Origin of the sequence: Mesorhizobium sp. M2E.F.Ca.ET.209.01.1.1 (assembly GCF_004010375.2) — a bacterium.
GTDB lineage: Bacteria > Pseudomonadota > Alphaproteobacteria > Rhizobiales > Rhizobiaceae > Mesorhizobium.
Genome location: NZ_SADP02000005.1, coordinates 100,847 through 115,363, shown reverse-complemented (window position 1 = coordinate 115,363; position 14,517 = coordinate 100,847). Strand labels below are relative to the sequence as shown.

13 protein-coding genes and 1 pseudogene are annotated in these 14,517 nt (G+C 64.4%); 8 read left to right on the top strand and 6 right to left on the bottom strand.

Translation table 11 applies throughout. The features are described from left to right. Nucleotides 1-92: 92 nt before the first annotated feature. A complete protein-coding gene (gene epmA, locus EN852_RS11975) occupies nt 93-1,133 on the bottom strand; it encodes an EF-P lysine aminoacylase EpmA (RefSeq protein WP_127873909.1) in 1,041 nt (346 codons plus the stop codon). A 129-nt stretch (nt 1,134-1,262) separates the two neighbouring features. Here epmA and efp point away from each other — a divergent pair, with 129 nt between their 5' ends. Then, nucleotides 1,263-1,832 (top strand): elongation factor P, encoded by a 570-nt coding sequence (gene efp, locus EN852_RS11970; protein WP_073986329.1) that lies wholly within the window; start codon nt 1,263-1,265, stop codon nt 1,830-1,832. Between the two features lie 119 nt (nt 1,833-1,951). Here the strand turns inward: efp and EN852_RS11965 are convergent, their stop codons facing one another. Both EN852_RS11965 and EN852_RS11960 read right to left on the bottom strand, forming a co-directional pair. Further along, on the bottom strand, nt 1,952-2,674 hold the full coding sequence (locus tag EN852_RS11965; protein WP_127873910.1) for a phytochelatin synthase family protein: 723 nt from the start codon (nt 2,672-2,674) through the stop codon (nt 1,952-1,954). A gap of 500 nt (nt 2,675-3,174) precedes the next feature. Beyond that, the gene (locus EN852_RS11960; protein ID WP_127867675.1) at nt 3,175-3,417 is read right to left on the bottom strand and encodes a DUF1127 domain-containing protein; all 243 of its coding nucleotides are present in this window, start codon (nt 3,415-3,417) and stop codon (nt 3,175-3,177) included. 170 nt (nt 3,418-3,587) lie between these two features. Between EN852_RS11960 and EN852_RS11955 the strand changes: the two genes are divergently transcribed. Together EN852_RS11955 and EN852_RS11950 are read left to right on the top strand one after the other, a co-directional pair. After that, nucleotides 3,588-5,582: a BTAD domain-containing putative transcriptional regulator gene (locus tag EN852_RS11955; RefSeq protein WP_127873911.1), complete on the top strand. Its 1,995-nt coding sequence runs from the start codon at nt 3,588-3,590 to the stop codon at nt 5,580-5,582. Between the two features lie 157 nt (nt 5,583-5,739). Next, on the top strand, nt 5,740-7,251 hold the full coding sequence (locus EN852_RS11950) for a winged helix-turn-helix domain-containing protein (protein ID WP_246694255.1): 1,512 nt from the start codon (nt 5,740-5,742) through the stop codon (nt 7,249-7,251). A gap of 79 nt (nt 7,252-7,330) precedes the next feature. Here EN852_RS11950 and EN852_RS11945 read toward each other — a convergent pair whose 3' ends face one another. Next, on the bottom strand, nt 7,331-7,996 hold the full coding sequence (locus EN852_RS11945; RefSeq protein WP_127867673.1) for a metalloregulator ArsR/SmtB family transcription factor: 666 nt from the start codon (nt 7,994-7,996) through the stop codon (nt 7,331-7,333). A 113-nt stretch (nt 7,997-8,109) separates the two neighbouring features. Between EN852_RS11945 and EN852_RS11940 the strand changes: the two genes are divergently transcribed. The 3 genes from EN852_RS11940 to EN852_RS11930 all read left to right on the top strand — a co-directional run bounded on the left by EN852_RS11940 (nt 8,110) and on the right by EN852_RS11930 (nt 11,293). Continuing rightward, nucleotides 8,110-8,841 carry an MBL fold metallo-hydrolase gene (locus EN852_RS11940; protein WP_127873912.1) on the top strand — a complete coding sequence of 244 codons (732 nt, stop codon included), beginning with the start codon at nt 8,110-8,112 and terminating at the stop codon, nt 8,839-8,841. Then, complete coding sequence (locus tag EN852_RS11935; protein WP_246694254.1) at nt 8,838-10,085, top strand: MFS transporter; 1,248 nt, start codon at nt 8,838-8,840, stop codon at nt 10,083-10,085. Before EN852_RS11940 ends, EN852_RS11935 begins: the two co-directional genes overlap by 4 nt. A 119-nt stretch (nt 10,086-10,204) precedes the next feature. Further along, nucleotides 10,205-11,293, top strand: coding sequence for an acyltransferase family protein (locus tag EN852_RS11930; RefSeq protein ID WP_127873914.1), 1,089 nt, complete (start codon nt 10,205-10,207; stop codon nt 11,291-11,293). A gap of 116 nt (nt 11,294-11,409) precedes the next feature. Here the strand turns inward: EN852_RS11930 and EN852_RS11925 are convergent, their stop codons facing one another. Further along, nucleotides 11,410-12,060, bottom strand: a complete 651-nt coding sequence (locus tag EN852_RS11925) for a DUF5074 domain-containing protein (RefSeq protein WP_127867669.1) — start codon at nt 12,058-12,060, stop codon at nt 11,410-11,412. A gap of 31 nt (nt 12,061-12,091) precedes the next feature. Continuing rightward, entirely contained in the window at nt 12,092-13,312 is a 1,221-nt protein-coding gene (locus tag EN852_RS11920) for a helix-turn-helix domain-containing protein (RefSeq protein ID WP_127873915.1), read from the bottom strand. Between the two features lie 120 nt (nt 13,313-13,432). Here EN852_RS11920 and EN852_RS11915 point away from each other — a divergent pair, with 120 nt between their 5' ends. Together EN852_RS11915 and EN852_RS11910 are read left to right on the top strand one after the other, a co-directional pair. Then, complete coding sequence (locus tag EN852_RS11915; protein ID WP_127873916.1) at nt 13,433-14,182, top strand: DUF899 family protein; 750 nt, start codon at nt 13,433-13,435, stop codon at nt 14,180-14,182. Nucleotides 14,183-14,328: 146 nt separating this feature from the next. Further along, a pseudogene (locus tag EN852_RS11910) lies at nt 14,329-14,517 on the top strand (hypothetical protein); the annotation flags it as partial.

The window sequence follows — 14,517 nt, the reverse complement described above, 5'->3', positions numbered from 1 at the left end:
GTGGCTGACGGGATTCCATTGGATGCATATTTCAACGACCACCTGCAGTACCGGAGAAATCCCGGCGGGCTGAAGGGCTGACGCAGCCGGGATCACGCCACCGGCGCCCAGATCACGTCCTCGATCCTCGTTGCCCCCGTCGCCAGCATCACCAGCCGGTCGAAGCCCAGCGCCGAGCCGCTTGCCTGCGGCATGATGGCCAGGGCCGCCAGGAAATCCTCGTCCAGCGGATAGCGCTCGCCATAGACGCGCTCCTTCTCGTCCATCTCGGCGAGGAAGCGGCGGCGCTGCTCTGCCGGGTCGGTGAGCTCGCCAAAGGCATTGGCGAGTTCGACGCCACAGCAATAGAGCTCGAAGCGCTCGGCGACGCGCGGATCCCGCGCGTTCGGCCGCGCTAGTGCCGCCTCGGAAATCGGGTAGCCATAGAGAATGGTCGCCCGCCCCTGCCCCAGCACGGGCTCGATCTTTTCCACCATCACACGGCTGAACAGGTCGGCCCAATTGTCGTCGGGCGCGGTGCGCAGGCCAGCCTGGACCAGCGCGGCATGAAGTCCGTCGCGATCCGTGATCCCGTCAGCCGCGATGGTCGCCAGAAGATCGATGCCGGCATATCGAGTGAAGGCCTCCGCCACGCTCAGCCGCTCCGGCTCGGCGAAGGGGTCGGCCTCGCGTCCGCGAAAACGGAAACTCCTGGCGCCGGCCTTCTCCGCCGCGAGCGCCAGGAATTCGGCGCAGTCGTCCATCAGGCGTTCATAGCTCTCCCCGACGCGGTACCATTCGAGCATGGTGAACTCGGGATGATGCAGTGGCCCGCGCTCGCGATTGCGCCAGACCGGGCCGAGGCTGAAGATGCGCTCCTCGCCGGCGGCGAGCAGCTTCTTGCAGGCGAATTCGGGCGAGGTGTGGAGATAGAGCGGGAGGCGCGACGCGTCCGGCCCGATCGCCTCGGTGGCGAAGGCGGAAAGATGCGCCTCGTTGCCCGGCGACACCTGCAGCGCCGAGGTCGTCACCTCGACGAAATCGCGTGTCGAGAACCAGCCGCGAAGCGCGGCTGCGATGGCATTGCGCGCCATCAGCCGTGGCCGGCGATCGGCATGGATATCGGGCGTCCACCAGGGCGAAGTGGCGGTCATAGGCAGGAAAATCGCGCGGAAGACTGGCGGTTCGGCGCAAGATGCGCTAGGGCGCACGCGATGGCCGCCGCCGCCGCTTCGCGGAAATCGACGCTTGCAGGCCGAAAAACTCGAACGGGATCGAATATCGTGGTCAAGGTCATCGCCAGCTCCTTACGCAAAGGCAACGTCGTCGATAAGGACGGCAAGCTCTATGTCATCCTCTTTGCCGAAAACATCCACCCTGGCAAGGGCACGCCCGTGACGCAGCTCGACATGCGCCGCATCGGCGACGGGGTGAAGGTGTCGGAACGCTACCGCACGACCGAGATGGTCGAGCGCGCCTATGTCGAGGAGCGCGAGCACACCTTCCTCTATTCCGACGGCGAAGGTTTTCACTTCATGAACCCGGAAAGCTACGACCAGGTCGTGGCCTCGGAAGCCGTGGTCGGCGACTTCGCGCCTTATCTGCAGGAAGGCATGGCCGTGCAGCTGGCGCAGTTCAACGGCGTGCCGATCTCGCTGGTGCTGCCGCAGCGCGCCACCTTCGAAGTGGTCGAGACCGAGCCGGTCACCAAGGGCCAGACGGCGTCTTCATCCTACAAGCCCGCCGTGCTCTCCAACGGCGTGCGCACCGCCGTGCCGCCGCACATCTCCGCCGGCACGCGCATCGTGGTGATGACCGCCGACGGTTCCTACGTCGAGCGCGCCAAGGACTGATATTTTACGGCGGCACGAGCCCCACAGCTCGCCCGCAAGGGCGGGCTACGTCGCGAGCGCGCCCGCCGACTTCCGCAACTGTGTCCCTGTGGGCCTTCTCCGCTGGAAGCTCGGCTGACCTACTCTCCCGTAGACGACGATATCAGCACATACCCGCGGGTTTTGTTCTCGTTGTCGCTGTCGACCGTGTTCATCGCTCCAAACAAGTCGGTCGTTTTCACCCATACCGGTGGGTATTTGTAGCGGGCGACATCGAGGATCAGGAACCTGTCCGCTTTCTCGTCGTAAGCGGCCAGCGGCGATATATGCCCGCCCCTCTCCTGGCCCATCGCCTTGCGCAGATAGTTGACGATGACGAAGTGCCCGGGTTTGGCAAGAAACGAACTGGCCTGGGTGCGGAACTGCTCAACGCTGGCATCCGAGGCGTGGCGGACCTCGGCCTTGACCGGCTGGGTGGATAGAATGGACCCGATCTGGTCGAGCGTCATTCCCTGCTTGTCCAGGACCTGGCGAGGAAGAATGGTCTCGGTGCGCTCATTCAGGACATTATCCTGCGTGAACGTTTTATAGGGTTCGTATTCGGGCACAGCCGGCGCCGGAACGTTGAGCGCGTTCAGCACCATGACGATGCTGGCCACGCCGCAATAGGACTGAGTCTTTTGCGTAAGAAAATTGCTCGCGAGAGGGAAATAGGCTTCCTTCGCCATGCTCTCGGCAAGAAAGCTCTCGCCGGCAGGGGAACTGAACCCCGTCAGATTGTCCGGAAGCTTCAGCGTCTCAGAGAAGGCGCTGGGTGCAATCAGGAGAAACGCAAGCAGCAGCAAATACAAGCGAGCAGACATGGTGATCCTCAGCCCGATTAAGAGGTATCGAGGAATGTATCAGCTTGTCGATGCCGTGGCACGTTCCAGTTCGATCCCGCCGGCACGGGGCTCCCAAGCATAGCAACCCAATCCCGATGCCTGAACCGCTGCAGATTATCGACGGGGCCTTCTCAGGGCTTCACCCGTGCCCCCCGCGGGAGGGCCAATGTCGTGAAGTTCAAGTCCGAAAGAGACTACATAGGCCAAGCCGCAGCCGAGGGCGATCGACAGGCGGCTCGGCGCCCGTATCGCTGCATGCTGGCTCGCTGGGCAGCAGCAGATAGAGCCAGGCAAGCATCTCATTGACCTCGCCGCAGCAGGGCCCCGCAGTGCCGGCCGAAAGGATGTTCAGCGCTTCCCCACGCGAAAATGTCGTGGGTGCAATCGGCGTATCAGCCCTCACATGCATGATTGCCCTCCATTGTTGGCGGTGGCAGCGACGCGCAGGTTTTCGAGCGACGTGAGATGGGTGGCGAACCTCATCTCATCGACATCAGGTCCGTCATGAGCCCCACCCTGACGGCGAACTTCGGCGCAGAGAGTTCCAGACAACCGATATCCCTCAACTCATGGGGCGTCAGATCCGCTAACGCCCTGCGTCCTGCAATGGCGCGCCGCCATGCCACGAAGGCAGCGACCGCCGCTGCCACGCTTCTCGACACTGCCCCAAGCGGCCAAGGGTTCGATGCGTGGGTCTTCGCATGAGTTTCCGTGTTAGCCATTTCGCTCTCCCGTTCCAGGTTACGGCAGGAGCTTGTCATGGGGGCGATTTGCGGCTGTTCAGCCAGGCGTGAACCGGCAAGGAAATGCCGGCGTGGCGCCGTTAAATCCGCATTAAATCGACCGGCGAAGATGCTATTCTGTCGCCGCGTTCGAAATTCGGAGGGGCGGCGTGCGCATCCGGTTGCTTGGCGGTCTCGAAGTAACTTCCGCAGAGGGTCAGCCTGTCCGCTTCGCAACGCGCAAGTCCGCGCTGCTTTTTGCCGCCCTGGTTCTGGCGGGTCGCCGCGGCCACCATCGCGAACGGCTTTGCGAAGGATTTTGGTCGGGACGAGGCGATGCGCAGTCGCGAAACAGCTTGCGCCAGGCCCTTGCAGACATCAGGCGGTGGTTTCCCTCAGCCGGCAACGCGGCCATTTCTATCGAGGGCGACCAGGAAACGGTCGCGCTGACGGCCGGTCCGGACGAGACCGATATCTGGCTCTTCGAGCGCAAGCTCGCTGAAGGCGGGACAGCGGAACTCGCCTTTGCCGCCGACCTCTACGGCGGCGATGTGCTTGCCGGTGAAGTCATTCCCGACGGTCTGGATGAATGGTTCGGCCCGTATCAGATCAGATACCGGCAGAAGGCGCTGCAGCTGGTGGAGCGCCTGAGCCTCGCGCTGGCTGAAGCCGGGACCGCGGATGAAGCGGCCTGCGAACGGCTCGCGGAAAGACTGCTCGCCTCGGATCCGACCGCGGAGGCGGCGCATCGGGCGCTGATGCGGATCCACACCGCCAGGGGCCACGAAAATGCGGCGCTGCGCCAGTTCGAGACCTGCCGCGCGCTGCTGAAGAAGCATCTGGGCGTGGAACCCGAGGCGCAGACGCAGTCACTCATGGCGTCGCTGCAAATGCGGGGCGGAGATCGCCAGACTACGTCGACGCACGACACCGTCCAGCCGGCCGAGCCTGCCTCCATCCCCGCGAGGCCACATGACCAGCCGTCGGTGGCGGTGATGCCCTTCGACAATCTTGGCGGGGCGGACGACGAGTATTTTGCCGACGGCGTCGTCGAGGAGATAACGGCCGCGCTTTCGCGCGTGCGCGACTTCTTCGTCATCGCGCGCCAGTCCGCCTTCACCTACAAGGGACGTTTCGTCGACGTGCGTCAGATCGGCAAGGAGCTCGGCGTGAATTACGTCGTCGAAGGCACGGTGCGGCGGGGCGGTGACCGGCTGCGCATTTCCGTGCAACTGGTCGATGCCGAGACTCGGGCACAACTATGGTCCGAGCGCTACGAGGGCGCGGTCGAGGACGTTTTCGAATTCCAGGACAGGATCGCGGCGCAAGTGGCCGGCGCCATCCATCCGGCCATCCGCGGTGCCGAGATCGAGCTGGCCAGGCGCAAGCCGCCGACCAGCCTGCGAGCCTACGATATCGTCATGCGTGCCTATCCGAGCATCTGGGGCCGCCGCAAAGACGCTAACGGCCAGGCGGTAGAATTGCTCAAGAAAGCGATCGCCATCGATCCGGCCTATGGCCGCGCCCATGCGCTCCTGGCGTGGTGCCACGCCTCGAACGCCTCGTATCTGTGGGTCGAGCACCCGGAAAACGAGTTGGAAAAGGCGCGCGCGGCGGTGGAAGCCGCGGGCTCGATCGGCGATGATCCGACCGCTTTGGCCGCCGCCGGTTCGGCATTGAGCATGTGCGGCGACCAGGAGCGCGCCGCCACCTTCATCGAAAGGGCGCTCGCGCTCGATCCGAACAATGCGTGGGCCTGGGCGCGCCAGGGCTGGATAGCGACCTACACGGGCGAGGCTGCCCGCGCGCCGGAGCACTTCCGGCAGGCGATGGCGCTCAGTCCGAGGGATCCGTTCGCATTCAGCATGAGGCTGGGAATGGCCACCGCCATGGCCAAGACAGGGTCCCTTCCCCAGGCTGTCGCGATTGCCCGTGAGGTCATCGCCGCCCATCCCGACATCATCATGTCCTATCGGTACCTCGCCGCATGGTCGGCGATGAGCGGCGACCTGGAGACCGCACGCTGGGCTGCGCAAAAACTGCTTACTGCCCAGCCGGACTTCACGATCGAACGATACCGATCTCTACCTATTCTTCGTAGCACACCGGAATGGGCGGACCAGGTGGTTGAAGCCTTGAAATTGGCAGGATTGCCCGAGCGCTGATCACTTCCACTGGCAGGCCGGCGGCTTTCCCTTCCGGCATACCGTCCTCGAGTCGGCGCGCGGAATGCCCGAGCGAGCGTAGCCATCGCCGGACAACCCGTGGGCTGAGGCATCGAAGTACTTGAACCCTTTTCCGAAAACTTTCGAAACGCTTAGTATGCCCAACATGCAGGGGACTCGCGTCGCTTTCGGTCCGTTCGTGTTCGATCCCGACATCGGGGCGCTCCTAAAAGAGGAGATCCCGATCGCCGTTGGGCATCGTGGGCTGATGCTGCTCGCCGCGCTTACGGCACGGCCCGGTGATATCCTGACCAAAGCCGAACTGATGGACGCTGCCTGGCCGGGCGCCGCCGTTGAGGAGGGCAACCTTACGGTCCAAATTGCGATACTAAGAAAAGCTCTTGGTCCCGCCGACAACGGCGGTGAGTGGATAGCCACGGTGCCGCGCGTCGGCTATCGCTTCACCGGAACTGTCGAGCCGGTGGCGAGCGCATCCAGCAAACCGATACTGCGGTCCGGCAAACCATCGATCGCAGTGCTGCCTTTTACCAATTTGAGCGGCGATCAGGACCAGCAGTATCTCAGCGATGGCATAACCGAGGACATAATTACGGAACTGGCCAGGTTTCGCTCTCTCCTTGTCATCGCGCGTAATTCATCTTTTCAGTTTCGCCATCCGACAGTGGACAATGGTGAAGTCCATCGCAAACTTGGAGTTCGCTACCTCGTCGAAGGCAGTGTAAGAAAGCTCGGCGACCGCATTCGGATCACTACACAATTGATCGACGCGGCCACCGGCACCCACCTGTGGGCCCAACGGTACGACCGGGCCGCCGACGACATCTTTGCTTTACAAGACGAGATTGCGGCTCTTATCGCCTCGATTGTCGAAGGCCAGGCCGAGGCCGATTCGACGAGCCGCACCAGACGCAAGCCTCCAGCCGATTGGGATGCCTACGATTACTACCTGCAGGGGCGCGCGCACTTCCACCAATATGAACTGGACAAGTCCGAGCCGCTGTTCGTTCGGTGTGTCGAGCTCGATTCGACCTTCGCTCAGGGCCACGCCTTCCTCGCCCAGGCCCTTGTCGGCAGGTTCTGGTACGACAATGATCCGCGGACGCTGCAAAAGGCCTGGGATTCAGCGCGAACGGCGCTCGCTCTCGACAGGAGCGATGGCGTCTGCCACCAAAGCATGGGGCTGGTGCTAACTCACATGCGCCAGCATAGCGATGCGGGAATGCATTTCGAGCGAGCACGCGCGCTGAACCCGCTAGACGTCAACATCGCAGGGGATTACGCAAGCTGGCTAAACTACGGCGGACGGGCCGAGACGGCGCTCAACGTGCTCGAAAGTGCCCTACTGCGCGACCCGTTACCTCCGATATGGTTTTGGGAGGTGAAGGGCAGCTCCCTTTTCCTGCTTGGAAGGTACTCGGAAGCCGTCGGATCGTACCAGAAGGCCGGCGACCACTTCTTCGTTCACGCATTCCTCGCAGCGTCATACGCACATTTGGGCGAGATGGAGAAGGCGCGTGCTGAAGTCGAGGAAACGCAGTCAAGGAAACACGACGTGACTGTTCGACTGATTTCAGGTCTCCCGTTCGCCGATCAAGGCGCTCTTGAGCTTTTCGCGTCAGGCTTCAGAAAGGCCGGCTTTTCGGCGTGAACGCCACCGCCGTCGCGCTCGGCCTCAAGGCCAACTGGAAGCAGTTTTCGCTGCTGGCGCTCGGCATCACAGCCCGTAGTCAGGCGGCCACCTCCACCGGTAGGCCGGCGGCTTTCCATTCCGGCATGCCGTCCTCGAGTCGGCGCGCGGAATGCCCGAGCGAGCGAAGCGCCGCGACAGCCTCGAAGGACATCACGCACCACGGGCCGCGGCAGTAGGCGATGACTTCCCTGCTGGCATCGGTGCCGGCCGACCACGCCTTGATTTCGCCGAGCGGAACGTTGATCGCGCCGGGCACATGGCCGAGCGCGAACTCGTCCGCCGGGCGCACGTCGATCAGCGTCACCAGCCCGTCGCGCATCAGCGCCTGAAGCTCGTCGCGCGTGACCGGCCGCATGTCGTCGCGCGCATCGAAATAGCCGCGAACGATGCGATCGACCTCGGCAAGCCGGCGTTCGGCAACGCCGCGCACCGAAGCGAAGGCGGAAAGCACGCTGTCATCGGCCAGCGAATAATGCACGAACTTGCCGTCGCGCTCGGCCAAAACGATGCCGGCACGGCGCAGCGACTGGAGATGCTGCGAGATGTTGGCGACCGGCTGGCCGAGCTTCGCGGCGAGCGCGTCGACGCTGCGCGCGCCTTGCGCCAGATGCTCGATCATCTCCAGGCGCAACGGATGCCCGAGCGCCTTGGCGACGATCGCGAACTGTTCGTAGAGCGCCTGCTTCGGATTGCGGATTGACATCGGCCTTTCAGAGACGCATCGTCATTCAACAGAACGATTGAATGACGATTTCGACCTGCTGTCAAGCGAAGCGGCTTGCCCGCCGCTCGGTTGCTCGCTCGGAGGAGAAAGCGATGATTCTCAGGCAGTTCCTGCACACCGATCCGGTCGCCGCTTCCTATCTGTTCGGCTGCGGCGGCAAGGCGTCCGCGGCGGTCGTCGATCCGGTCGGCGACATCGCGCCCTATGTCGAGGCGGCGCGCGCGACCGGTATGCGCATCCTCTATGTTGTCGACACGCATATTCATGCCGACCACATTTCGGCGGGACGCGCGCTCGCCGAGGCGACCGGCGCCGAATACGTGTTGTTCGAGGGCGCGGAGGCGGACTTCCTGTTCCGGCGCGTCAAGGACGGCGAGGTGCTCGGGCTCGGCAATGTCACGGCGACGGTGATACACACGCCGGGTCACACGCCGGAGCATCTGAGCCTTCTCGTCACCGACCGGACACGGTCGGCCGAACCCTGGTTCGTGCTCACCGGGCACACGCTGATGGTCGGCGATCTCGGCCGCACCGAGCTTGCTTCCAGTGCCGAGGATGGAGCGCGCGCGCTTTTTGCCAGCGTGCGCCGGCTGAAGGAACTGCCCGACCATATCGAAGTGCTGCCCGGCGCCTATTCCGGCTCGGTCTGCGGCCGCTCGCTGAGCGGCAAGCCTACATCGACGATCGGCTTCGAGCGGCGTTTCAACAAGGCGTTCCGCATCGAGGACGAGGGTGAGTTCATCGCCACCATGACCGCCGACATCCCTCCCCCGCCGCCGGAGGCCGCCCGGACCCGGGCGCTCAACGCCGGAGCTAAATCTTGAGCGCAGCGGCGCCCGCCGTCGCGCTCGGCCTCAAGGCCAACTGGAAGCAGTTCGCGCTGCTGGTGCTGATCAACGCCTTCGTCGGCGGCATGGTCGGCATCGAACGGACCGTCGTGCCGCTGATCGGTGCGGAGGAATTCGGCGTCGCGTCCACCACTCTCGTCACCTCCTTCATCGTCAGCTTCGGCGTGGTCAAGGCCTGCGCCAATCTCGTCTCCGGCCAGCTCGCCGACATATGGGGCCGCAAGCGCGTGCTGATCCTCGGCTGGCTGTTCGGCCTGCCGGTGCCCTTCATCATCATCTCAGCGCCGAGCTGGGGATGGATCGTCGCGGCCAATGCGCTGCTCGGTATCAACCAGGGTCTCGCGTGGTCGATGACGGTGATCATGAAGGTCGATCTGGTCGGGCCGAAATCGCGCGGGCTTGCCGTCGGCCTCAATGAATTCGCCGGCTACCTCGCCGTCGGCGTCACCGCCTTCCTCACCGGCTATCTCGCCAGCCGCTACGGGCTGCGGCCGGTGCCGATCTATCTCGGCGTCGGCTATGCGATCCTGGGTGCGACGCTGTCCATCCTGCTCGTGCGCGACACGCGCGAGCATGTGCGGCTGGAACTGGCCAACCACCCAAAACAGGCTTCACCGCTCAGCTTCCGCGAGATCTTCATGCTGACCTCGTTCGGGGACCGCAACCTGTTCGCCGCTTCGCAAGCCGGCCTGGTGAACAATCTGAACGACGGCATGAGCTGGGGGCTGTTCCCGCTCTTCTTCGTCGCCAACGGGCTGGGCATCGAGCGGATTGGCATCCTCAAGGCCGTCTATCCGGCGGTATGGGGCATCCTGCAGGTCGCGACCGGGCCGCTGAGCGACCGGTGGGGCCGCAAGGGGCTTATCGTCGCCGGCATGTGGGTGCAGGCGGCGGGACTTCTCTTGACCGCCATGACGCGCGATTTTGGCTGGTGGCTGCTGGCGAGCCTGCTGCTCGGCCTCGGCACGGCGATGGTCTATCCAAGCCTGATTGCGGCAGTTTCAGACGCCTCTCATCCTTCGTGGCGTGCACGCTCGCTCAGCGTCTACCGGTTCTGGCGCGATCTCGGCTACGCGATCGGTGCGCTGTCGGCCGGACTGATCGCCGACTTCTTCGGCTTCGCAACGGCGATCGCGGCAATCGCGGCGCTGACGTTCCTGTCGGGCGTAGTCGTCGCGCTAGCGATGCGCGGAACGCGTGCCGCCGTCCAGTCTCCGTAAGGCAATGGTTAACGCAGGCCCCAAACAAGGTTTCCGTTTACGATATCGTAAGCTTGTTGCTGCGGGGCATTCGCCGGTCCGCTACAATCTTGGCAGTTGAATTTTCCTCGAGATCGCGCATGAGCAACCCCAACCGCATGCCGTGGGTGGACACGGCAAAAGGCCTTTCCATCATCCTGGTGGTGATGATGTACTCGGCCTACAACACCGGTGAATACACCGGCGGGGTCGGCTTCCTGCATTATGTCATCGGCTTCGCAACGCCCTTCCGCATGCCGGAATTCTTCCTGATCTCGGGCCTGTTCCTGTCGCAGGTCATCGACCGGCCGTGGCGGCGTTATGTCGACCGCCGCGTCATCCACTATCTCTATTTCTACGTGCTTTGGGCGCTCATCTCGATCGGGCTGAAGATCGGCCTCTTCAGCCGCGACCCCGCCGGCATGCTGCACGACCTCGCAATGGCCGTCGTCCAGCCCTATGGCGTGCTGTGGTTCATCTATATGCTGGCGGTCTTCGGGATCGTCATCCGCGTGCTGCGCGAATTCAGAGTGCCGCACTGGGTCGTCATCCCGATCGCCGCCGCGCTGCAGATGTGGGCGCCGAAGCCGGACAGCTACGCGCTCGAGCAGCTCGCGGCCTATTTCGTGTTCTTCTATCTCGGCTTCGTGCTGGCGCCGCTGATCTTCCGGCTGGTGGCGTGGACACAGGATCGCCCGGCCCTGGCTGTGGCCGGTCTGCTTGCCTGGGCGCTCGTCAACGGCCTGCTCGTCTATTCGCCTGGCTATGCCATGCAGCCGGTCGGCATGCAGATGGGCCTGGCGGCATGGCCGCCGCTGCATCTTACGCTGGCAGTCGCCGGCGGGGTGGCGCTCTGCGTCGCCGGCGGCTTCCTGTCGAAGTTCGCCTCGATGGAATGGCTGCGCTGGCTCGGCGAGCATTCGCTGGTCGTCTATGTCGCCTTCACCATCCCGATGTCGATCTTCCGCGGTGTCATGCTGGCGAGCGGCCTCCTGACCGACACCGGCATGCTGAGCCTTGCCGTGCTGCTCGTCTCGGTCGTCAGCCCGGTGGTACTCTATTTCATCGTCAAGCGCATCGGCTTCGGCACCTTCCTGTTCGAGCGGCCGGCCTGGGCGCATGTCGACCAGCCGAACGCCGCGAAGGCGACCAGCAAGCCCATGCCGCGGCCAGCGCGCGAAGCGGCCTGACCGAGCCGCCCCTTCCACCGGTCCGTTACTTGCCGCGCTAGAGCGTTTCACCGTTTCGCGGAAACGGCGAACCGCTCTATCTCCTCGTTTTTACGCAATTCCGGACGGAAAACCGCTCACACTTTTCCTGGAATTGCTTTATGTCCCGGACGTTTTGCGGCCTTGATCTTGCCGCTGCTGCCGCCACCACAGAAGAAGCAGCCGCCGCCATCGGATTCCAGGCCTGACACGCCGGAGGGCATCGCCAGTTCCTGCAGCACGTCGCCCGTGTCGGGATCGACGCGCACCAGGTCGCCCTCCTCACCCTCCCAAGTGGCATGCCAGAGCTCGCCGTCGACCCAGGTGACCCCAGTGACGACGCGCTTCGATTCGATCGTGCGGATCACCTTGCCCGTTTCAGGATCGATCTGATGGATCTTATGCGCCCGGTATTCGCCGACCCAGAGCGAGCCCTCGGCCCAGGCCATCCCTGAATCACCCCCGTTGCCGGGGGCAGGAATGGTTGCAACGACCTTGCCGATCTTCGGGTCGACCTTGTGGATGCGATCCTCGGCGATCTGGTAGAGATACTCGCCGTCGAAGGCAGTCCCGGCATGCGAGGCGACATCGATCGAACGCACGATCTTGCCGCTGTCGGGATCGAGCGCGTTCAGCTTGTCGCCGCTGGCGAACCAGACATGTTTGCCGTCATAGGTCACGCCGTTGACGCGGTCGATGCCGGGGAACGGTCCGTATTCGCGCAGGATCTCGGCAGCGGCTCGTTTCATTTTCGATCTCCATTCCAATAATGGCGGCAGACTAGTCGGTCGGCAGCGGACCCGGGAGTAACAAGACAGTCGGGAATCCAGTCACCGGCGGCATCATCCAACGGCGCGCCCGGCCGCGGCCGACCGCCTGCACCTTGTCCTGCGTCGACAGCTCTTCCAGCGCCCGCTGCACGGTGCGCGCGCTGGCGCCAAGCGCGATCGCCAGGGCCGAGCTCGACCAAGCCTCGCCATCGGTCAGGAAGGCGAGCACCGCGCCGTGCTCTTCCTCGACAGGCGGCGCCAGCACGACGACTTCAGTAGCGTCGAACGGCGTGAGCGTGAATCCGGCTGTCGTGGCGTTGATTTCCGCGAGGGCGGACAGCTCGGCACGCAGCCGCCCCATCTCGACCCTCAGCCGCGCGCGATGCGATTCATCGGCGTGTCTTGCCCGGAAGGCGCGCCTCAGCAGCGCCTCGCGTGAGGCATCCGCCGGCCATGCTTCGGCAAGCGTGCGCGCCAGCGCGAACAGCACCGGCCTTGTCGCCAGCGAAACGACCGCGTCGGCCACCCGGACGACGTTGCGCGAAGCATCGACGACGAGCGCACCCGAGGTCAGCAACGCTTCGACCTCGTCAAGCAGCAGCTCTTTCTCGGTGCCTCGCGCGATCAGCCGGCCGACCGGCGTATTCATAACCAGGGACGCCGCTTCAACCTCCGCCTTCAAGGCCGGGATGTTGGCTTCGTAAGCGGCCAGCGATGCCCGGCCGAACGCCGAGCGCGCCGCCTTTGTCCTCAGGCGCCGGACCGCGATGCCGGCCGCGGCCAGTTCATGCGCGACGCGCGCGACCGGCGGCAGCGGCGCCGGATCGAAGTCCGAGAGCAGCCGCTCGGCCTCGTCGAGCCGGCCGATCAGGATGAGGCGGCGCGCCTCGAGGCTGCCAGCATAGGCGGCGTTCAGCCGGTCGCCATGCGCGGCAAGCGTGGCGCGCGCGGATCGCAAAGCCTTCTCCGGCCAGCCGAGGTCGCGCGAGACCAGCGCGATCTCGGCCTCGGCGACGACGCAGCGCGCGCGGGCGACGGTTTCCCTCGAACTGAAGGCCCTCGCCGCGTCCTTCAGCAACGCCTTGGCCTTGGCGAAATCGCCGAGCTGCGCCATCGCGATGCCACGCAGCGCCAGCGCCGGCGCGTCGTCGCGCAGGGCGACGCGCTTCAAGGCGCCGAGCGGATCGCCCGCGGCAAGAGCGCGCCCAGCGGCGTTGATCAGCGAGTCCATGCCGCCGTCTCAGGGTGCGCCGGAGCAAATCGCGTCACACTTGTAACTCTCACCATCGAACCATGCGGCCTATGTCTGTCCCTGTCACCCCCAACCAAACCCAAGAACGGGACAAGAGCAATGACCCAACACATGAAGACACCGCCGGTTGTTTCGCAGGAAGCATGGGAAGGCGCGTATGAAGAGATGCTGGTGAAGGAAAAGACCCTCACTCGCGCCCGCGATGCTTTGGCCGCCGAACGCCGCCGCATGCCGTGGATGGAAGTCAAGAAGGACTATGTCTTCGAAGGCCCGAACGGCAAGGCGAGCCTGCTCGACCTCTTCGAAGGCCGCCGCCAGCTCGTCATCTACCGCGCCTTCTTCGAGCCGGGCGTCTATGGCTGGCCGGAACATGCCTGCCGCGGCTGCTCGCTCGGCGCCGACATGGTCGGCAACCTCGCCCATCTCAACGCCCGCGACACCACGCTTGCCTATGCCTCGCGCGCGCCGCAGGCCGACATCCAGCGGTTGAAGCGACAGATGGACTGGAAAATGCCCTGGTACAGCATCACCGACAGCTGGGATAAGGATTTCGGCGTCGATCAATGGCACGGCCACAACGTCTTCATCCATGACGGCAAGCGCATCTTCCGCACCTATTTCGTCAACAACCGCGGCGACGAGGCTTTCGGCACCGTGTGGAGCTATCTCGACGTTACCCCGCTCGGCCGCCAGGAGGTGTGGGAGGATTCGCCCGAGGGCTACCCGCAGACCCAGACCTACAAGTGGTGGAACTGGCACGACAATTACGAAGCGGGCGCCGCCCCCGATCAGAGATGGGTCGAGGTCTCGGATGCCGGCGAAGCGGCGTTCCGCAACAAGAGCGCCTGAACGTGAAGCGACTCCGGCGGCGCGAACCGCGCCGCCGGAGCCGATCACTTCGCCCTATTCCTATGAGCTTGAAAACCTGCCCTCAGAAGGTGGCTATCATGAGCATTGACTCCCCTCGCCCGACCGGCCTGAGCGGCTTTGGCCTCGCCGACTGGCTGTGCCTCGCCGCGGCGCCAACCTTCGCCATGATGGCGCTGCTGACGGCCGTCTATGACGCCCACGACATGATGTGCATGTCGGGCGCCCCGGTGCTCGGCGGCATGACGCCAATGTATCTGTTGATGGCCGGCTTCCATCTGGCGCCATGGCTGCGGCTGGTGGCCAGGCGCGGGTGA